Annotated in this window: 19 protein-coding genes and 1 tRNA gene; 11 read left to right on the top strand and 9 right to left on the bottom strand. The window is 43.6% G+C overall.

Annotation, left to right across the window (positions count from 1 at the left end; all coding sequences use genetic code 11):
• Positions 1-34 precede the first annotated feature (34 nt).
• The 3 genes from gyrA to ssb form a co-directional block, all read right to left on the bottom strand.
• Entirely contained in the window at positions 35-2,866 is a 2,832-nt protein-coding gene (gene gyrA, locus KXV15_RS06165) for a DNA gyrase subunit A (protein WP_240007305.1), read from the bottom strand.
• 127 nt (positions 2,867-2,993) lie between these two features.
• A complete protein-coding gene (locus tag KXV15_RS06160) occupies positions 2,994-3,389 on the bottom strand; it encodes a GFA family protein (protein ID WP_240007304.1) in 396 nt (131 codons plus the stop codon).
• Between the two features lie 112 nt (positions 3,390-3,501).
• Positions 3,502-3,993: a single-stranded DNA-binding protein gene (ssb, locus tag KXV15_RS06155; protein WP_240007303.1), complete on the bottom strand. Its 492-nt coding sequence runs from the start codon at positions 3,991-3,993 to the stop codon at positions 3,502-3,504.
• A 175-nt stretch (positions 3,994-4,168) separates the two neighbouring features.
• Here ssb and uvrA point away from each other — a divergent pair, with 175 nt between their 5' ends.
• Positions 4,169-7,039: an excinuclease ABC subunit UvrA gene (gene uvrA / locus KXV15_RS06150; RefSeq protein WP_240007302.1), complete on the top strand. Its 2,871-nt coding sequence runs from the start codon at positions 4,169-4,171 to the stop codon at positions 7,037-7,039.
• A 65-nt stretch (positions 7,040-7,104) separates the two neighbouring features.
• Positions 7,105-7,473 (top strand): DUF805 domain-containing protein, encoded by a 369-nt coding sequence (locus KXV15_RS06145; protein ID WP_240007301.1) that lies wholly within the window; start codon positions 7,105-7,107, stop codon positions 7,471-7,473.
• Positions 7,474-7,540: 67 nt separating this feature from the next.
• Here KXV15_RS06145 and KXV15_RS06140 read toward each other — a convergent pair whose 3' ends face one another.
• The 5 genes from KXV15_RS06140 to KXV15_RS06120 all read right to left on the bottom strand — a co-directional run bounded on the left by KXV15_RS06140 (position 7,541) and on the right by KXV15_RS06120 (position 9,839).
• Positions 7,541-7,846: an ETC complex I subunit gene (locus tag KXV15_RS06140; RefSeq protein ID WP_240007300.1), complete on the bottom strand. Its 306-nt coding sequence runs from the start codon at positions 7,844-7,846 to the stop codon at positions 7,541-7,543.
• Between the two features lie 86 nt (positions 7,847-7,932).
• Positions 7,933-8,427 carry a hypothetical protein gene (locus tag KXV15_RS06135; protein WP_240007299.1) on the bottom strand — a complete coding sequence of 165 codons (495 nt, stop codon included), beginning with the start codon at positions 8,425-8,427 and terminating at the stop codon, positions 7,933-7,935.
• Positions 8,428-8,588: 161 nt separating this feature from the next.
• Positions 8,589-8,665 (bottom strand) — tRNA-Arg (locus KXV15_RS06130).
• Positions 8,666-8,770: 105 nt separating this feature from the next.
• Positions 8,771-9,184, bottom strand: coding sequence for an RNA polymerase-binding protein DksA (gene dksA / locus KXV15_RS06125; RefSeq protein WP_240007755.1), 414 nt, complete (start codon positions 9,182-9,184; stop codon positions 8,771-8,773).
• Positions 9,185-9,422: 238 nt separating this feature from the next.
• Entirely contained in the window at positions 9,423-9,839 is a 417-nt protein-coding gene (locus tag KXV15_RS06120) for a flagellar assembly protein FliX (RefSeq protein ID WP_240007298.1), read from the bottom strand.
• A gap of 256 nt (positions 9,840-10,095) precedes the next feature.
• On the opposite strand from KXV15_RS06120, the gene KXV15_RS06115 reads away from it, so the two are divergent.
• From KXV15_RS06115 to KXV15_RS06085, 7 genes are all read left to right on the top strand, one after another.
• A complete protein-coding gene (locus KXV15_RS06115) occupies positions 10,096-11,190 on the top strand; it encodes a flagellar basal body P-ring protein FlgI (RefSeq protein WP_240007297.1) in 1,095 nt (364 codons plus the stop codon).
• Between the two features lie 8 nt (positions 11,191-11,198).
• Positions 11,199-11,525, top strand: a complete 327-nt coding sequence (locus KXV15_RS06110; protein WP_240007296.1) for a rod-binding protein — start codon at positions 11,199-11,201, stop codon at positions 11,523-11,525.
• A 3-nt stretch (positions 11,526-11,528) separates the two neighbouring features.
• The gene (locus KXV15_RS06105; RefSeq protein ID WP_240007295.1) at positions 11,529-11,978 is read left to right on the top strand and encodes a hypothetical protein; all 450 of its coding nucleotides are present in this window, start codon (positions 11,529-11,531) and stop codon (positions 11,976-11,978) included.
• Positions 11,979-12,615: 637 nt separating this feature from the next.
• Positions 12,616-13,929 carry a divergent polysaccharide deacetylase family protein gene (locus tag KXV15_RS06100; protein ID WP_240007294.1) on the top strand — a complete coding sequence of 438 codons (1,314 nt, stop codon included), beginning with the start codon at positions 12,616-12,618 and terminating at the stop codon, positions 13,927-13,929.
• Between the two features lie 79 nt (positions 13,930-14,008).
• Complete coding sequence (locus tag KXV15_RS06095) at positions 14,009-14,497, top strand: RNA pyrophosphohydrolase (RefSeq protein ID WP_240007293.1); 489 nt, start codon at positions 14,009-14,011, stop codon at positions 14,495-14,497.
• The gene (locus KXV15_RS06090; protein WP_240007292.1) at positions 14,498-15,286 is read left to right on the top strand and encodes an alpha/beta hydrolase; all 789 of its coding nucleotides are present in this window, start codon (positions 14,498-14,500) and stop codon (positions 15,284-15,286) included.
• 2 nt (positions 15,287-15,288) lie between these two features.
• Positions 15,289-15,834, top strand: a complete 546-nt coding sequence (locus KXV15_RS06085) for a hypothetical protein (protein WP_240007291.1) — start codon at positions 15,289-15,291, stop codon at positions 15,832-15,834.
• Here KXV15_RS06085 and KXV15_RS06080 read toward each other — a convergent pair.
• Positions 15,831-16,535, bottom strand: a complete 705-nt coding sequence (locus KXV15_RS06080; RefSeq protein WP_240007290.1) for a pirin family protein — start codon at positions 16,533-16,535, stop codon at positions 15,831-15,833. The genes KXV15_RS06085 and KXV15_RS06080 overlap by 4 nt on opposite strands.
• Positions 16,536-16,643: 108 nt before the next feature.
• Here KXV15_RS06080 and KXV15_RS06075 point away from each other — a divergent pair, with 108 nt between their 5' ends.
• Positions 16,644-17,432 carry an SDR family NAD(P)-dependent oxidoreductase gene (locus KXV15_RS06075; protein ID WP_240007289.1) on the top strand — a complete coding sequence of 263 codons (789 nt, stop codon included), beginning with the start codon at positions 16,644-16,646 and terminating at the stop codon, positions 17,430-17,432.
• A 4-nt stretch (positions 17,433-17,436) separates the two neighbouring features.
• Positions 17,437-18,414: a quinone oxidoreductase family protein gene (locus tag KXV15_RS06070; protein ID WP_240007288.1), complete on the top strand. Its 978-nt coding sequence runs from the start codon at positions 17,437-17,439 to the stop codon at positions 18,412-18,414.
• The last annotated feature ends 92 nt before the right edge of the window (positions 18,415-18,506 follow it).

The raw sequence follows: 18,506 nt of genomic DNA, 5'->3' as shown, positions 1-18,506 counted from the left end.
ACAAAAAAAGCCGCCTTTAAGGGGCGGCTTTTGTTTATTCTTCAGTTGGTGTTTCTGCTGTTACCTCGGGGTTTTCATTTTCAGCGATGTTTTCAACATCAACTGTTTCATCATCCCCTTCCGGCTCATCAAGACGTTCAACTGATACAACTTTTTCATCATCGCCAACACGGATAAGGCGAACCCCTTGGGTTGCGCGCCCTTTGATACCGATTTGGGCAACTTTGGTGCGGATTAACTGTCCACCATCAGTTACCATCATCAAATCATCGGCATCATTAACCGCAAAAGCAGCAACCAATGAAGTATCTTTGCGAACAAGTTTATGGGCAACGATACCTTTACCACCACGGCCAGTTACACGATATTCGTATGAAGAAGAACGCTTACCATAGCCATCATCAGTAACCGCAAGAATGAATTGCTCAAATTCTTTTAGTTGTTGATAGCGGCTATCATCAAGGCCATTATCAGAAACCACTTCGGTTTCTTCTACTTCAACCTCATTATCCTCAAGGGCTTCACCGCGTTCAGCACGTGAACGTTTGATATATGCGGTGCGTTCCCATGCCTCGGTATCAACATTTTTGATGACAGACATTGAAATAACTTCATCGCCCGCCGCAAGGTTTATACCGCGAACCCCCATTGAATCGCGACCTTTAAAGACGCGGACATCGGTTGCTCTAAAGCGGATACATTGCCCGTTTTTAGTGGTCAAAAGCACATCATCTTCGGGTGCGCAAATCGCAACATTGATAATTGCATCATCTTCACTATCAAACTTCATCGCAATTTTACCGCCACGTGAAATGCGTTGGAAATCAAGCAATGAGTTACGGCGCACTGTGCCTTTTTTGGTGGCGAACATTAATTCAAGGTTTTCCCATGTTCCCTCATCCTCTGGCAAGGCAAGAACCGATTGAATTCTTTCGCCTTGTTCAAATGCAAGGATATTGGCAACCGAACGACCCTTTGTGCGCGGATCCCCTTGTGGCAAGCGCCAAACTTTTTCACGGTAAACCAAGCCTTTGTTGGTGAAGAATAGAATTGGTGTATGCGTTGATGCCGCAAATAGACCAACCACCCAATCTTCATCCTTGGTATTCATGCCACTTCTGCCGCGACCACCACGGTTTTGCGCACGATATTGAGAAAGCGCAGTACGTTTAATATAACCTTGGTGAGAAAGGGTTACGACCATATCCTCACGCTCGATAAAGTCTTCATCTTCCATATCAAGGCCAGCCTCGATAAAGATTGAACGACGTGGAACCGCAAACTGATCACGCACTGAAACAAGTTCACTACGAATAAGCTCAATAATGCGGGCGCGTGAGCGTAGGATTTCAAGCAAATCAGCAATCTTTTCAGAAAGTGAGTTAACTTCATTCCATAATTCTTCGCGACCAAGGCCAGTAAGACGTTGCAAGCGCAAATCAAGAATTGCCCGCGCCTGTGTTTCCGATAAACGAACCGTATTACCATCGGTTAGATGTGAACGCGGGTCGGCAATAAGGGCAATAAGTGGCGCCAAATCTTTTGCCGGCCAATCACGCGCCAATAATGCCTCACGTGCAGCAGCAGGATCGGGTGCATTACGAATAAGTTGCACCACTTCATCAATGTTGGCAACCGCAATCGCCAAACCAACCAAATCATGCCCACGATCACGCGCCTTGTTAAGACGGAAACGAGTGCGGTTGGTGATAACTGTTTCGCGGAAACGCAAGAAAGTTTGCAACATTGTGCGAACATTCATCTGGATTGGTAATCTATCCACCAGCGCCAACATATTAACACCAAAAGATGTCTGAAGTTGGGTATATTTATAAAGCTGGTTTAAAACCACCTCGGCAGAGGCATCGCGTTTGATTTCAATAACAACGCGCATACCTTTGCGGTCAGATTCGTCACGCAGTGCCGAAATCCCCTCGATACGTTTTTCGCGCGCAAGTTCCGAGATTTTTTCAATCATTGCCGCTTTATTCACTTGGTATGGAATTTCGGTAACGATAATTGCCTCACGCTCACCACGTATTTTTTCAACCGTAGAAGTCGCACGCATAACCACAGAGCCACGACCTTCAAGCAAGCCTTTACGCGCACCGGCACGGCCAACAATTTGCGCGCCAGTAGGAAAATCAGGACCAGGGATAATTTCAAGAATTTCGTTATCCGAAATATCTGGATTTTCAAGCATAGCTAGGGCGGCGTTACAAACTTCACCCAAATTGTGTGGTGGGATATTGGTTGCCATACCAACCGCGATACCGCCCGCACCATTTACCAAAAGATTTGGATATTTTGCCGGCAAAACCGCAGGTTCGCGGAAAGAACCGTCATAGTTTTCAACAAACTCAACGGTGTCTTCATACATTTCATCCAAAAGCGGAATTGCCGCCTTTGATAAACGTGATTCCGTATAACGCATCGCAGCAGGTGGGTCACCGTCAACCGAACCAAAGTTACCCTGACCATCAACCAGCATAAGAGACATTGAGAATGGCTGCGCCATGCGCACCATTGCATCGTAAATCGCACTGTCACCATGCGGGTGGTATTTCGCCATAACCGCACCAACAGTTTGCGCCGATTTCACAAACTTTTTATCAGGCGTAAAACCTTCGTCATACATTGCGTATAAAATACGACGGTGAACTGGTTTTAAACCGTCACGCGCATCAGGAAGGGCACGTGAAACAATCACGCTCATGGCATAGTCGAGGTATGATGACTTTAACTCATCCTCAATGGCAATCGGTTCGATACCATCTTCATTGATGGGTGGGCGACCGCCGCCATTATTTTCACCTTCACCACCTGAATTTACTTCTAATTCGTTTTCATTATCTTCGTTTGACAAAATAATACCTTTTGTTTTTCGCGCTCTCTTGCACGAATCGAATTTTTTATAATTGGTTTTTCATACTAGCAGTTTGGAAGTAGAACGACAAATCAGACTGTGGGTAAAATGCCCATTCAATCTATATTTAATCTTGTGATAAATGCCTTATGGATTTTTCCTGTTCCCAGTTTTTGCCATTGAATGGCGCGACCGTTTTAAAAGGCAAATCAGGATAACCATCAATACAGCGTACATTAACCGACATTCCATCGGGATTAGACCGCGGAACATAAAACGCTTTTACGCCACAAATCTTGCAAAATGTATGGTCGGCAACGCCAGTATTGAATTTATAATGGGTAAGATTTTCTTCGCCTTTGGTAATTTTGAAACGCGAATTAGAAACAATCAAGTGAATAAACCCCGTGCGTTCACACATTGAACAAGTACATTCACGAATTTCCTCATCAACCCGCGCCTGAACCTCAAATTCAACCGCGCCACAATGGCAAGAGCCGTGAAAGGTTTTTAAATCTGGCATTTTGCACCCCAAAGGAACAATGATTTAGTTATTAAAAATGGCTTAGCCGACACTAAGCCATTTTATAATAAAACGTCAAATAAATACGCAAAGCGTAATATTTTAAAATTTCCTAGAACGGAATATCATCATCAATGGTGTCATTAGAGAATGATTGTTTTTCACCACTGCCTTGGCGTGGTTCGCCATAGCTAGAGCTACCGTAAGAATCATCGCCGCCGCCATATGAATCAGATGAGCCACCGCCACCAGAACGACCATCAAGCATTGTCAAAGAACCGCCAAAGCCACTAATCACAACTTCGGTTGTATATCTGTCTTGGCCATTTTGATCCTGCCACTTACGTGTATGAAGCGAGCCTTCGATATAAAGTTTTGAACCCTTTTTAACATAGTTTTCAACAACTTTTACCAAGCCTTCGCCACGCACCACGATATTATGCCATTCTGTGCGCTCTTTACGCTCGCCAGTGTTGCGGTCGCGCCAATTTTCGGAGGTTGCAATTGAGAAATTCGCAACGCGGTCACCCGATGGGAATGAACGAATCTCCGGGTCACGTCCCAAATTGCCAATCAAAATCACTTTATTTACCGAACCAGCCATACTACACCTTATACAACAATTTGGGCTTTACCCTTTAAAAAAACTAAGCCAACCCTTATATAGCTTTACAAAATCGTGGCAAGAGTTTTTACACTTGACCGCCTATATTTTGTTCACACTATGTTCTAGTATTTTCAAAAGCCAAGTCGATTCTAAATCTTAATCAGGGAATAAGATGAGCGAGAGCAAAACCATAAGAATTCGCGGTGCGCGCGTGCATAATCTCAAAAACATCAATGTTGAAATTCCGCGTGGTCGCTTCGTGGTTTTAACTGGTATGTCGGGTTCGGGTAAATCATCACTTGCCTTTGACACCATTTATGCAGAGGGGCAAAGACGCTATGTCGAAAGCCTTTCTGCCTACGCACGGCAATTCCTTGAAATGATGCAAAAACCCGATGTTGATGCCATTGAGGGATTGTCACCCGCAATTTCGATTGAACAAAAAACCACATCCAAAAACCCACGTTCAACCGTGGGAACTGTAACCGAAATTCACGATTATATGCGTCTTTTATGGGCGCGGGTTGGGGTCCCCTATTCTCCGGCAACAGGACTACCGATTGAAAGCCAATCAATCTCGCAAATGGTTGATCGCGTTATGGCTCTGCCAGATGGTTCACGCCTTTATTTGCTTGCACCCGTTGTGCGTGACCGCAAGGGGGAATTTAAAACCGAAATCAAATCCTGGATTAAGCAAGGTCTTACCCGTGCGCGCATCGATGGTGAATTTTATACATTAGATGAAGCGCCAGAGCTTGATAAAAAATTCAAACATTCAATCGAAATTGTTGTTGATAGGATTGTTGTCAAAGAAGGTCTTGAAACCCGTCTTGCCGACAGCTTTGAAACCGCATGCAAACTTGCCGATGGGATTGCGATTGTTGAATTTGCCGACAAGGACAACACAAAAGAACCAATAATTTTCTCGCAAAAATTTGCCTGCCCGGTTTCTGGCTTTACGATTGCCGAAATTGAACCGCGTCTATTTTCATTCAATAATCCTAATGGTGCCTGCCCAACCTGCGACGGCCTTGGGGTGCAGTTGAAATTTGACCCTGATTTAATTGTTCCCGAAACCGATAAAACCATTCAAAATGGCGCTGTTGCCCCATGGTCAAAGGGTAATTCACCGCTTTATTTCCAAACCTTACAAGCTATTTGTGAGCATATGGGCGATAAAATCACCACACCGTGGAAAGAATTAAAACCCGAAACCCGCCACACAATTATGTTTGGTTCTGGTAAAGAAAAAATTCAATTTATTTATGAAGATGGCAATCGCCGTTATGAAACCACCAAGGTTTTTGAAGGCGTTTTACCAAATCTTGAACGCCGTTGGCGCGATACTGATTCCAATTGGATACGCGATGATTTGGAAAAATACCAATCGGCGCAAACCTGCCCTTCTTGTGGCGGCAAACGCCTCCGCCCTGAAGCATTGGCGGTAAAAATCAATAGCCTTGATATTAGTGAAGCCAGCACTTTTTCAATCCGTAACGCCCACCAATGGTTTGAAGATTTGAATAATGTCCTAAGTGACCGTCAAAAAGAAATTGGCGCACGGATTTTAAAAGAAATTCGTGAAAGATTGCGGTTCTTGGTCAATGTCGGGCTTGATTATTTAACACTGCACCGTGGTTCGGCAACGCTTTCGGGTGGGGAAAGCCAACGTATTCGCCTTGCCTCACAAATTGGCTCTGGCCTGACTGGGGTTTTATATGTTTTGGACGAGCCATCAATTGGCCTGCATCAGCGCGATAATACTTTGCTTTTGGAATCTCTAAAAGGTTTGCGCGATTTGGGTAATAGCGTTTTGGTGGTCGAACATGATGAGGAGGCAATCCTAACCGCAGATCATGTTATTGATATGGGGCTTCGCGCCGGCATACATGGTGGTGAAGTTATCGCCCAAGGCACACCAAAAGATATTGAAAACCACCCAACAAGTATTACCGGCGCATATTTGCGTGGCGAACTTGAGGTTCCAATTCCTGCCAAACGCCGTAAACCCAATAAAAACAAAATGTTGGTGTTAAAGGGTGCAACTGGCAATAACCTTAAAAACGTTACGCTTAATTTGCCACTTGGGCTTATGACCTGCATCACTGGGGTTTCTGGTGGCGGAAAATCAACACTTATTATCGAAACTCTTTATAAAATTTTGGCACGCCGCCTTAATGGTGCGTCCGAACACCCCGCCCCTTATGAGGATATAGAGGGGTATCACCATCTTGATAAAGTGATTGATATTGACCAATCACCAATTGGGCGCACGCCGCGCTCCAACCCCGCAACCTATACCGGAACATTTGATCCCATTCGCCAATGGTTTGCCAATTTACCAGAGGCAAAGGCACGTGGTTATGGCCCTGGTCGTTTTAGCTTTAACGTAAAAGGTGGTCGCTGTGAGGCATGCCAAGGTGACGGGGTTCAAAAGATTGAAATGCACTTCTTGCCCGACGTTTACGTTACTTGTGACACTTGTAATGGTCATCGCTATAATCGCGAAACATTGGACGTTCGTTATCGCAACAAATCCATTGCCGACGTCCTTGAAATGACGGTTGATGAAGGTGCGGACTTTTTTGGTGCGGTTCCGGCAATTCGCGACAAATTGCTAACGCTTAGCCGTGTTGGGCTTGGTTATATAAAAATCGGGCAACCCGCAACCACACTTTCAGGTGGGGAAGCACAACGGGTAAAACTTGCAAAAGAGCTTGCAAAACGTTCAACCGGGCGCACCTTTTATATTCTTGATGAACCAACAACCGGTCTTCACTTTGAAGATACCCGCAAATTAATGGAGGTTTTACAAGAACTTGCCGAAGGCGGTAATACAATTGTGATTATTGAACATAATCTTGATGTTATTAAAACTGCCGATTGGATTATTGATCTTGGGCCAGAAGGCGGTGACGGCGGCGGGCAAATTATTGCCCAAGGCACACCAGAAGATGTTGCCAAAACAGATACCCACACCGGCAAATACTTAAAACACACATTAGAAGTCCATGAACAAAGGCGTAAACGGCGCAATAAATAGTAATTGTCCTTGCATTGTTACATTCCACTGCTATCATGAATTAAATTTAATAACAGGGGATTTTAATGAACGAAATCGTTGAAAACTATAAAAGCGTCTTTTTAAATTGGAGTGATTTTAAAGGCCGCGCCCGCAGACGTGAATATTGGCTTTTCACGCTTGCCAACATAATTGTTGCAGTTCTTCTTGCCGTTATAGATGGTGTAATTTTCAAAAGCGCGGGATCAGGTCCATTAAGTGGGCTTTATAGCCTTGTGGCTTTGGTTCCCGGTCTTGCCGTTTCATTCCGCAGATTGCATGACATTGGTAAAAGTGCTTGGTGGCTGTTGATTGCCCTTATACCGTTCTTCGGCGCGATTGTTTTAATTTATTTCATGGTAAAAGATTCTGAACCTGAAAACATTTATGGGCCAAACCCAAAACAAATCGCATAAAACACGAGCCATATCATAAAACAAAAGCCCTGCGATGCAGGGCTTTTTTTTGTAGCATATTGTTTTTTTAGTGTGACCAAGGTTCTTTGCGGTTCATCGAAAAATTATCGGCATAGGCACGAATAATACGTTTAACCGGTTTTGGTTCTTCTAAATCATATGGAATATTGTTTTTGGTGGCATATTCAATTGCCGCCTCTTTAGAATGGAAAGTCATTTTCAATTGCTGCAAAGTGTCACCCGAAGATGTCCAGCCCATAAGTGGATCTTTGGTCTTTGCGCCTTGTGGTTCAAATTCAAGAACCCAGATGCCAAGTTTGCCACGACCTGATTGTAACGGATTTTTCGCAGGTGAATAAATACGTGCGCCCATAATTCCCTCTCATTCCATTATGTGCCTACAAAATTTACAAAATTTGTAAAGTGCAAAATTCATTATAATAGTGATTAGAACCCGCCTTAAACACCTGCATCAACCAGATTACAAAAACGGCTGGGCCCAAAACGCAAATCTGCACAAAAGCTTTCAACAACAACATTACTCATTTCATCTTTGAACCAGAAGTCATTTTCCATATCAAGATAATCAACAGGTTTGTCTTTTGAAATATTTGCGTGCATCGCCGTATTATAAGGAATAACAAATTCCGCATAATCAAGGGTTTCACTAGGTTTATTCGGATTCACAAGCCGGAAATTGAAATCAACATATTTTATATTTTTATATTCGCTGTTTTTCTGCGCCTGAAGTGATTTTACGGTGTCCTTTATTGCCTCGGCAATTCCCAAAACATTTCTATCCGCAGTAAAATCTTGGGAATAGATATCATAATTATAATAAACATACTCAAGATCAGTTTCAGGCACATGGGTAGATTTAATTTTTGGCGGCTCATTACCAATAAAGCTGCAAGCAGATAAAAACGCCACCAATGGCAAAATCATCTTTTTCATTTTGATTCTTCACACCAACTTTCGCCTATATCTTGGCACAAAATTGTGATTGAATTAGGCAAAAATATAAATATTCCATGCAGAATGCACAAAACATCAAAAAATAGGCGTTCTGGTTAGTTTATAGCCAATATGTCTTTGAAAAATGCCTTTGAAAAGAATGGCGACTCCGACTGGATTCGAACCAGTGACCGTCCGCTTAGAAGGCGGATGCTCTATCCAGCTGAGCTACGGAGCCATTTTGCCAGAACTCGCGTCTTTTACCCGAAATCATAACAAAAAAAATAGGGCAATTGCATAAATTGCCCCATATTCCTCAAAAAATGCATCAAAGTACGAATTATTAGTCGTCTCTATGAACTCTTTCTTGGCGTTCGTGGCGTTCTTGTGCCTCTAAGGAGAGTGTCGCAATCGGACGGGCAATCAAACGACCAAGTGAAATCGGCTCACCGGTTTCTTCGCAATAACCATATTCACCTTCATCGATGCGTTTAATTGCTTCATCGATTTTGGCAATAAGTTTACGTTGGCGATCGCGGGTGCGAAGTTCAATACCTTTTTCGGTTTCAGCCGATGCGCGATCAATTGAATCCGGCAAGTTGATTGAATCAATTTGCAAGTGAGATATTGTATTTTGACTATCGGCGAGAATATCAGCTTTCCATTTTTCAAGTTTCACACGGAAAAATTGAAGCTGACGTTCATTCATGAATGGTTCGTCATCAGTTGGTATGTAATTGCCCAGATCTTCGTCCATTTTACGGATCTTTTCGCTAACATCTGCGCTATATTCATTGGATGTAATCTGCGTCATCCTCAGCCCTCCACCAGTACTAGAATTCTCAAAGTGCACTAGAATTCCTAAAGTGCCATGTATGCTTTATTTAATTTGCGCATATAGTCGTAGTGAGGTCTTTTGACAAACTGCTTCTACTGTAATTGATGTGTAAAAATGCCACTAAGTTAGTTTTTTTAGCAGATGCTAGCCCAATTAATTACAAACTTTTTTCAAGCTTGGCTAACTCAACCTCTGCACGCAATTCGATATCATCCAGAATTGATTGCAATTTTTCGTCATCAACACCTTCGAGGCGCTCACGCAGTGACGAGGCAAGTTTTGAAATTTGGGAATGCATTACACGACCAGAAAGCGTTGCAACACGCAAATCATCAAGCTGATCAAGTAGCGAATCAGCACGTGAAATTGCACGGCGGCGGCGCTCTTGTGGTGTGTCTTCGGCCTGAAGTGCCAAAAGTGAATCAAGCGAACTTATCGCACTAGATGGAATTGGCGTTTGCGCTGCACCAGCCTTTGGTGCCGCTTGATTAGGTACAGCAAAACCAGAAGCAGCGATTTTTTCTGCTTTCCTATTTTGTGCTGCCACAGATGATGAAACGCCTTCGATTTTCATGCTTTAAAATATAGGTTTGTATTCATAATATTTGGTTAATTTACTATAAGCATTTGATAAAATTTAATCAATTGGGCAAAAATTGCCTAATAGGTAATTTATTATCAGAAATTAATAATATTTTTGCTTTAAAATCAACACATTATATAAATCGTCAATTGGCACGGATTTCGCATTGTAATTTCGGATAATGTTTTTATTTAACTTTAAGGCAAATTATACCGTGTTGAAATCATTTAAACCTGTTCTCTTTGCTTTGGCTTTGTTAATTTTTGCCCCCTTTACGGTGGCGAACGCGGCCGGCAGTGGTTCAAGAATTAAGGATATGACCTCGGTTGAAGGGGTTCGCGATAACCAGCTTGTCGGCGTTGGCCTTGTATTTGGTTTGCCTGGAACTGGCGATAATTTGCGTAATAGCCCGATGACAAAGCAATTGCTTGAAAATTCGCTTGAGCCAATGGGAACAAACGTTCGTGATCAAACCTCTATGCAAACTAAAAACGTTGCCGTGGTTTGGGTTACTGCAACCTTGCCTCCTTTTGCCACTGTTGGCACAAAAATCGACGTCAATGTTTCATCAATTGGTGATGCCAAAAGCCTTGAAGGCGGCACACTAAGCGTTACCCCATTACGCGGCGCGGATGGCAATGTTTATGCCGTTGCCCAGGGGCAGCTTACAATTGGTGGCTTTGAAGCAAGCGGTAAATCAGGCTCAAAAATCGGTCGCGGTGTTACCACAAATGGCCGCGTTGCCAATGGCGCGACAATCGAACTTGAAACTAATTTCAACCTCGCCAATATGACTGAGCTGCGCCTATCATTACGCAACCCAGATTTCACCACCGCAAAACGTATTGCGGCAGAAATCAACAAAAACCTTGGTATAGAGGCGGCAATCGTTGAAAACCCATCAAGCGTAACCTTGATGAAGCCTATTGGCTACCCTGGTAATATGGCGAATTTGATTGCCCGCATTGAAAACCTTCAAGTTATCCCCGATAGCCCTGCAAAAATTGTGGTTGATGAATCATCCGGCATCGTAGTTATGGGTGAGAATGTTAAGGTCTCTACCGTTGCTGTGGCACAGGGTAATTTGACAATCTCTGTCGGCGAAAACCCAAGCGTTTCCCAACCTGCCCCATTCTCTCAGGGCCAGACCGCAGCAGTTCCATCATCAACCATCAAAGTTGAAGAAGATAAAGGCGATTTGACCATGGTTCGGGGCGGTGTGCCACTTCGTGAACTGGTGGCGGGTCTTAATGCCCTTGGGGTTAACCCACGTGACTTAATTCAGATTTTGCAGGCGCTAAAAGCCGCCGGCGCAATCCAAGCAGATATTGAGGTAATGTGATGAGTAACATGAGCGCAAACATAGTCGCCCAGACACTTGGAAGCATTAATTCCAAAATCACTGGTGAGGCACACGCCGACAAAGTGGCAAAGCAATTTGAACAAATGGTTCTGTCACAGCTTTTGTCATTCTCTGATACAGATAATGACATGTCGGATTCAGAATTTGGCGGCGGCGCGGGCGAACGCGCCTTCAAGCCATTTTTATACGATGAATATGCAAAGGCAATTTCACACACCAACGGGGTTGGAATTGCCACTGCTGTAAAAGGTGAAATCCTTAAAATCCAAGAAGCCGCACAAAAAACCCAAGCAATACCATTGGCGCAGGAGTAATTCATGGCTTTGATCGCAAAAGACACAAATGATTATCTTGAGCAAATGGTGCTTTTGACAAAACGCCTGTGCGAGATAACGCAAAACCAACTTACCGCACTTGATTCAAATGAATTAACCGACGTAAAACCCCTTAATGATGAGGTTTCGCGCCTTGCCGCCGCATATTCAAGCGAGACAAGACGCATCGCCCAAAACCCTGATTTGCTTCAATCTGGTAATCCGGCATTAAAAGCCGCATTGCGTGATTGCACCGAAAAATTTCGCGATTTAATGGAAAAACATGAAAACGCCTTGGAAAGAAAAATGCGCCTTACCGAAGGTTTGGTTCAGGCAATCGCCAAAGAGGCAATGAACGCGCGCCCTACCCCAATTTCATATGGCGCAGGCGGCATAAAAACCGCCCCAGCCCGCGCAAACACCACCGCAATCGCACTGGATAGAAAAGCGTAGAAATTACGGATTACGGATTTTGTCATACCGGAATTTTGTGAAACAAAATGTCCGGTATCTAACTGTATAAACCACAAGATACCGGACAAATTGCTTTGCAATTTTGAAGGTCATGACAAAATACGTAATTCGTAATTTTGAATAGCCGCCCCCCTTCAGTCGCCTTCGGCGACAGCTTCCCCGCAAGGGAGAAGCAAGGCACGCAAACTCCAACATTTAAGAAACACTATCCACCACCCTACTTTATCCCTTATGATATGGGCATAAATGCAAAATCAATGCGTGGTGGAGGACGGCAAAATGTCAACAAATGTCAGCATTTTTGGGGCATTGCATAAAAAAAACCGATGCTATTTCAGCACAACCAATTGATTATTAATAACTTTTCAAAGGATGTTTTATGAAAAACAATGTTAAAAATGGTCACAAAAGGGGGTAAAATGGTTACATTACGTGAAATATTGTTTGAATATTGGTTCAGTGACCGAGATACCGGACATTTTATTTCATAAAATTCCTGTATGACAAAATTCGTAATTTTCCTTAATCATAGTTTGGTGCGGCAAAATGTTAAGAATTCGCTAACCAAAATAGCGCATTAAGAATTTATAAATTGATAGAAAATCAGGAAATCAAAATGGCGGCTGCAAGCGCGTTTTTAAATCAAAAACCCTTATTGGTTGGAATGACCCATTTTGCCAAGGCATTTCTTGGGATTGGCGCAATTACGGTTGCGGGTGCAGGTGCAATCGAAGTCACTGGAAACCCAAGAGATGTTGGACCAAGAATTGAACTTGATGTTCCACATTATCAACCACCTGCGCAACTTCCTGCAAATGGTCAAGTTTCCGAAATCACCAACACCGAACAAAATCCAAATGGCGTTTTGCAGGCAATGGCTTGGCGCATTCCTGATGGTTCTATGTCACCATGGGTACAGGGTTTGCAACTTGATTCTTTACAAGAAGAAAAAACCTCGCCGCATGGCGCAAATGCAAACGAACCCCATGCCAGAAGCGTTGCCGAGGCGGCAATTGCGCCACCTGCCCCCAATAGTGGGCAAGCACGCATATTGGCACCGCAAATGGATACCAAGACAACATTGGTTACTAATAACGAAAACGGCGTAAACATTACCCGTGGTGCGGTTTCTTATGCCAGCGGTGCGCCACTGCCATCTGCACCGATTTCAGGCCTTACCCAAATGGCGGGCATTGGCCCATTGCCAATCGTTTCATCAGATGGACGCACGCCATTTGACGCCTATAAACGCCCATTTGCGGCAACTGGCGCGCCAAAAATTGCGCTTGTGGTTGGTGGTCTTGGTCTTAATTCCCGCATTACCGAACGGGCGATTAATCAACTGCCATCCGAGGTGACACTATCATTTGTTCCCACCGCCGATAACCTTCAAGGTTGGATAAATAAAGCGCGCGCAAAGGGGCATGAGGTTTTGATTGAAATTCCAATGGAACCATATGATTACCCTGATAATGACCCCGGTCCACAAACGATTCTTTCAAGTGCTTCGGCAGAGGAAAACCAACACCGCCTTGAATTCTCATTATCTCGTGCAACTGGCTATTTTGGTGTTACCAATTATTTGGGTGGAAAACTTGCGGGTTCTGCGGGGCCTGCAACCTCAATTATGAAAATGCTAAAAGCGCGTGGTCTTGGCTTTGTGTCTGATGGCACAACAAATGGGCTAGGGCAATTTGCAAAGGGTGCAGGCCTAAAGTCATCTAATGCCGACCGCCTGATTGACCAGCGACCTTCTGCAAGTGATATTAATGCCCAATTAGGCGCATTAGAAGCACTTGCGGGACAACGTGGCTATTCGATTGGCTTTGGGGTTGGTTATGCGGTAACCATTGATCAGATTTCATCATGGGCATCACAGGCGAAATCGCGCGGCATCGTTTTGGCGCCGGTTTCAGCAATGACCAATTAGCCAAAAATTGTGTAAAATTTGTCACATAACTTATGTCTGATATAGAAGTTTGATATTATTTAGTTTATGCTGAATAATTATGGAATTATTACCACCACCACCTGATTTATACCGCCCGAATGTCGGTCTCTTGGTTTTTAACCAAGATGGCAAGGCATGGATTGGCCGCAGACGCGGCTTTCGCGGTGCGTATTGTTGGCAAACTCCGCAAGGGGGAATCGATCACGGGGAACGTGTCGTTGATGCCGCATTACGCGAACTAACTGAGGAGACAGGAATAGATTCGTCCAAGGTCGAGATATTGGCACGCACCAATGAATGGCTTTGTTATGATTTTCCTGAATCAATGCGCAAAAGCAAACTAAACCACTACAAAGGGCAGGCACAAATTTGGTATGCCATGCGCTTCAATGGCGATGACAATGACATAAAACTTGATGGTCACAAGCAAATCGAGTTTGATGATTGGCGTTGGGAAAAGCCTGCACTTTTACCTGATTTGGTTGTGCCTTTTAAACGTGGCGTCTATCTTCAGGTTATCGAGCATTTCGCAAGGTTTGCCGCATAAATGGGTGAAGGAAGTTCCAAACCCGTTTTATTCATACACGGCGCTTTTGCAACAAATATCATTTGGGCAAAGTTTGTCCCGCTTTTTAAACAGGCGGGCTATGAGTGTTTTACGCCAACACTTTTCCCCGATTTGCGTATGCACAGGCACCCGCCACACTCACTATCAAAAATGTCATTACAAGACATGGTCGATGAAGCGAGTGAGCTTGCCCATGAAATAACCGAAGATACAGGCCAAAAGCCTATTATTATCGGGCATTCGATGGGCGGTTTAATTACCCAAAAGCTTACAGAAATGGGGTTGTCAAATAAATCGGTATTTATAACCCCCGCCGCCCCCGGCGATTGCTTTAATGAAGGCATTCAAATGGGTTTAAGTTTTATTGGGGAGTTGAAATTAAAACGCCCTGGTTTTTCATATAAAATCGATGATTTATCGCTCGACTTTTTGGCATTAAACAAAATCCCCGAAAAAGAAAGATTGGCAATTCATAAAACCATGGTTTATGAATCGGGGCTGGCGCTTGAAAATATCGTAAATCCATATGCCGACGAAAATAAAACCGGTATCATTGATGAAAATAAAATCAATGTCCCTACCCTAACCATTGGGTCATTCCATGATAGAACTTGTATCATTCCTTTGGTGCGCAAGATTGGCGAGAAATATGCGCGAATTGGTGGCGAATATATCGAATATCCCGATCATGCGCATATGATAACCATGGAACCAAATGCAGAAGATGTCGCAAAAGATATTTTAAACTGGTTAGCCAAAACGGCTTAAGCATGGCAAAAATAATCGAAAACCTTCCCGCCAAAGAAATCAAAAAAATCGTCCATGCCCAAGAAATTGCACGTGAATACCTAAAAATTGCTATTAATTTGCTGGAAGTAGCACGCGAAGAGTATTCGGGGCAATTATCGCCAAATTCACAAATTATCTTAAAAACTTTGCAAAAGCATTTTGGCAAGAATAATCAATATGTTCTTAAATCCGCCCTTAAGACAATTAGAAAAATTGCGAATGTTTTGGGTGATGACGGCAATAAATACCGGATAAAAGCCGCGAATATTGGCAATAAAATGGGGCGTGCCATGTTTCTGGGGAGGACCATAAAACTTGGCACGCCGTTTTTTGAAACCAACTTGAGGAATCGTGTGGTTACAATAATTCACGAAACCGGACATATTGTTGGGCTAAATTTCCTTGTTCCCGAATTATACGAAGGTAAATCTAAAAATATGCCGGTTATATATCGTCTTTATAATGCCGATGATGTGGCATTATTTGCCTATGAAATCGGGCAAAGAAAAGAATTCAAACAGGTTTAACCCAATTCAAAAACCAAAAATTCGGCTTCTTCTTTGCCTTTGATGGTCACTTTATCGGTTTCCCAAATCGCGAGACCATCACCTTGTTTAAGCTCGGTATCGTTAACAACCACAATACCACCTTTGGCAACTTGAACCCAAACGCCTTGACCTTTTGCAAGGTTTAGTTCGGCACTATCGCCATCATTAAAGATTGCCGCATAAATATTGGCTTTTTGATGGATTGATACCGAACCATCACGGCCGTCATTTGATGCCACAAGTCTAAGATTGCCAAGTTTGTCACCGCGTGTAAATTGTTTCTGCTCATAAGATGGCTCATAACCATCTTTGTCGGGCATAATCCAAATTTGCAAAAGATGAACGCCAATTTTGTCAGACGCATTGAATTCAGAATGGCGAACACCGGTTCCCGCACTCATACGCTGCACATCACCGGCATTAATAGTTGTGCCATTGCCCATTGAATCCTTATGTGCCAATGCACCTTCAAGAACATAGGTTACGATTTCCATATTATCGTGCGGGTGGGTTGGAAAACCACCACCGCCGGCAATGCGGTCATCATTAATAACCCGAAGCGGGCCAAAGCCCATAAAATTAGGATCATAATAGTTTGAAAAAGAGAAGCTATATTTGGTATCAAGCCAACCGTGGTTTGCGGCACCTCTTTCTTCAGATTTTCTGTGATAAATTGCCATTATATTATTTCCTTATTGTGCTGTTTCCTCTAAAATAAGCATTGCAACTCTGAATACAATTTCACGACATCGTATAAAAACCAAACATTTTCGCATAGCAGGAATATTATGGAACAATCAATAAAGCAAGAAAACAATTGGGCAAAGGGAAAAATTGCCTTTATAACCGGTGCTACATCAGGCTTTGGGGCGGCATTAACACGCCGTATTATTGCTGCTGGTGGCAAAGTTATCGCAACCGGTCGCCGCGAAGAACGACTTGATGAATTGGTTGAAGAATTAGGAAGCGGGCAATTATTAACTAGAACGCTCGATTTAACCGACACTGACAAAATCGAAGAATGTATCAAAACCCTGCCATCTGATTTTGCTGATATTGATATTTTATTCAACAATGCTGGTCTGGCACTTGGGCTTGGCGGCGCGGATGCGGCAAACCTTTCCGATTGGGACACTATGATTGATACCAATGTCCGCGCACTTGTGCATGTAACGCGCCACGTGCTTGAGATTATGGTCAAAAATAATCGTGGTGACATTATAAATATGGGTTCGGTTGCTGGAACTTATCCTTATGTTGGCGGCAATGTTTATGGGGCAACCAAGGCATTTGTGCATCAATTCTCCTTAAACCTTCGTGCCGATTTACTTGGGAAAAATATCCGCGTTACCAATATTGAGCCAGGCATGTGCGAAACCGAATTCTCATTGGTGCGTTTCAAGGGTGACAAATCAGCCGCCGATAATGTTTATAAAGGCATGAAACCACTTTCGGCAGATGATATTGCCCTAACGGTTGAAAGCGTACTAAAACTGCCAGCGCATATTAATATCAACACGCTTGAAATCATGCCGGTGCAACAAGCATTTGCGGGCTTTGCGGTAAACAGGGATTAAAATAATGGAAAACAAGGCAATAATTATCAATTCATATGGCGATGAAAGTGTTCTTGAATATCAAACCCTTCCAACCCCTAAGCCAAAAGCAGGGCAGGTTTTGATTAAACAAACCGCGGTCGGTCTAAACTTTATTGATACTTATTTCCGCTCTGGTTTTTATCCGACACCACCCTTTCCAGTGGTTTTGGGTGCAGAAGCCGCAGGGACTATTGCCGAAATTGGCGAAGAAGTGACAGGCTTTGAAATTGGTCAACGGGTTTGTTATACCGGTGGTCTTGGTTCATATTGCACATATCGCGCGATAAATGCCGATGAGGTTATCCCCCTTCCCGATGGGGTTTCCGAAGAAGTTGCGGCGGCATGTTTGTTAAAAGGTTTAACCGCACAATATTTATTACGTCGCACTTTTAAGGTTGGCCCTGAACATTCAATTTTTTACCATGCTGCCGCCGGTGGCGTTGGCCTTATATTCGGGCAATGGGCGCATCATTTGGGTGCAAAAGTTATCGGCACTGCGGGCGGTGCGGAAAAATGCGCGCTTGCCAAGGCACACGGCTTTGACGAAGTTATTGATTACAAAGCAGGTGATTTTGTTAAACCCGCGCTTGAATTAAATGGCGGCAAAAAATACGACGTGGTTTATGATAGCGTTGGTAAGGATACTTTTGACGGCTCATTAAACATTATCAAACCATTGGGATTATTTGTTAGCTTTGGGCAATCTTCGGGGGCGGTTCCGCCATTTGATATCGGCCTGTTAAACCGCAAAGGTTCGCTGTTTGTAACCCGCCCTAACCTTTTTGCCTATAATCCCGATCGTGCAACCTTGCTTGAAAGTGCAGGAGAATTATTCGACCTAATCGCCAAAGGCATAATTAAAATCGAAATTAATCAGAAATACGCGCTTTCGGATGTTGCGACCGCACATAAAGATTTAACAAGCCGCAAAACCACGGGCGCGAGCGTGTTGGTGGTGTGAAAACACAAAAGGCACTTTCTTCAAAGTGCCTTTTAAAAAATTCTTTTCCTATATCCCAAGTCGCTGAGTGAGCGAAGCGAGGGTGGCGACTT

It is taken from the genome of Pseudaquidulcibacter saccharophilus, assembly GCF_019455445.1.
GTDB lineage: Bacteria > Pseudomonadota > Alphaproteobacteria > Caulobacterales > Aquidulcibacteraceae > Pseudaquidulcibacter > Pseudaquidulcibacter saccharophilus.
Note: the sequence above shows the minus strand (reverse complement) of the source record. Positions and strands in the feature narration are given on the sequence as shown.

What these genes read in the sequence shown, in the direction of transcription:
- KXV15_RS06160 (WP_240007304.1), bottom strand. Translation starts at nt 3,389, where the DNA reads ATGCCAGATTTAAAAACCTTTCACGGCTCTTGCCATTGTGGCGCGGTT.
- ssb (WP_240007303.1), bottom strand. Translation starts at nt 3,993, where the DNA reads ATGGCTGGTTCGGTAAATAAAGTGATTTTGATTGGCAATTTGGGACGT.
- uvrA (WP_240007302.1), top strand. Translation starts at nt 4,169, where the DNA reads ATGAGCGAGAGCAAAACCATAAGAATTCGCGGTGCGCGCGTGCATAAT.
- KXV15_RS06145 (WP_240007301.1), top strand. Translation starts at nt 7,105, where the DNA reads ATGAACGAAATCGTTGAAAACTATAAAAGCGTCTTTTTAAATTGGAGT.
- KXV15_RS06140 (WP_240007300.1), bottom strand. Translation starts at nt 7,846, where the DNA reads ATGGGCGCACGTATTTATTCACCTGCGAAAAATCCGTTACAATCAGGT.
- KXV15_RS06135 (WP_240007299.1), bottom strand. Translation starts at nt 8,427, where the DNA reads ATGAAAAAGATGATTTTGCCATTGGTGGCGTTTTTATCTGCTTGCAGC.
- dksA (WP_240007755.1), bottom strand. Translation starts at nt 9,184, where the DNA reads ATGGACGAAGATCTGGGCAATTACATACCAACTGATGACGAACCATTC.
- KXV15_RS06120 (WP_240007298.1), bottom strand. Translation starts at nt 9,839, where the DNA reads ATGAAAATCGAAGGCGTTTCATCATCTGTGGCAGCACAAAATAGGAAA.
- KXV15_RS06110 (WP_240007296.1), top strand. Translation starts at nt 11,199, where the DNA reads ATGAGCGCAAACATAGTCGCCCAGACACTTGGAAGCATTAATTCCAAA.
- KXV15_RS06105 (WP_240007295.1), top strand. Translation starts at nt 11,529, where the DNA reads ATGGCTTTGATCGCAAAAGACACAAATGATTATCTTGAGCAAATGGTG.
- KXV15_RS06100 (WP_240007294.1), top strand. Translation starts at nt 12,616, where the DNA reads ATGGCGGCTGCAAGCGCGTTTTTAAATCAAAAACCCTTATTGGTTGGA.
- KXV15_RS06095 (WP_240007293.1), top strand. Translation starts at nt 14,009, where the DNA reads ATGGAATTATTACCACCACCACCTGATTTATACCGCCCGAATGTCGGT.
- KXV15_RS06090 (WP_240007292.1), top strand. Translation starts at nt 14,498, where the DNA reads ATGGGTGAAGGAAGTTCCAAACCCGTTTTATTCATACACGGCGCTTTT.
- KXV15_RS06085 (WP_240007291.1), top strand. Translation starts at nt 15,289, where the DNA reads ATGGCAAAAATAATCGAAAACCTTCCCGCCAAAGAAATCAAAAAAATC.
- KXV15_RS06080 (WP_240007290.1), bottom strand. Translation starts at nt 16,535, where the DNA reads ATGGCAATTTATCACAGAAAATCTGAAGAAAGAGGTGCCGCAAACCAC.
- KXV15_RS06075 (WP_240007289.1), top strand. Translation starts at nt 16,644, where the DNA reads ATGGAACAATCAATAAAGCAAGAAAACAATTGGGCAAAGGGAAAAATT.
- KXV15_RS06070 (WP_240007288.1), top strand. Translation starts at nt 17,437, where the DNA reads ATGGAAAACAAGGCAATAATTATCAATTCATATGGCGATGAAAGTGTT.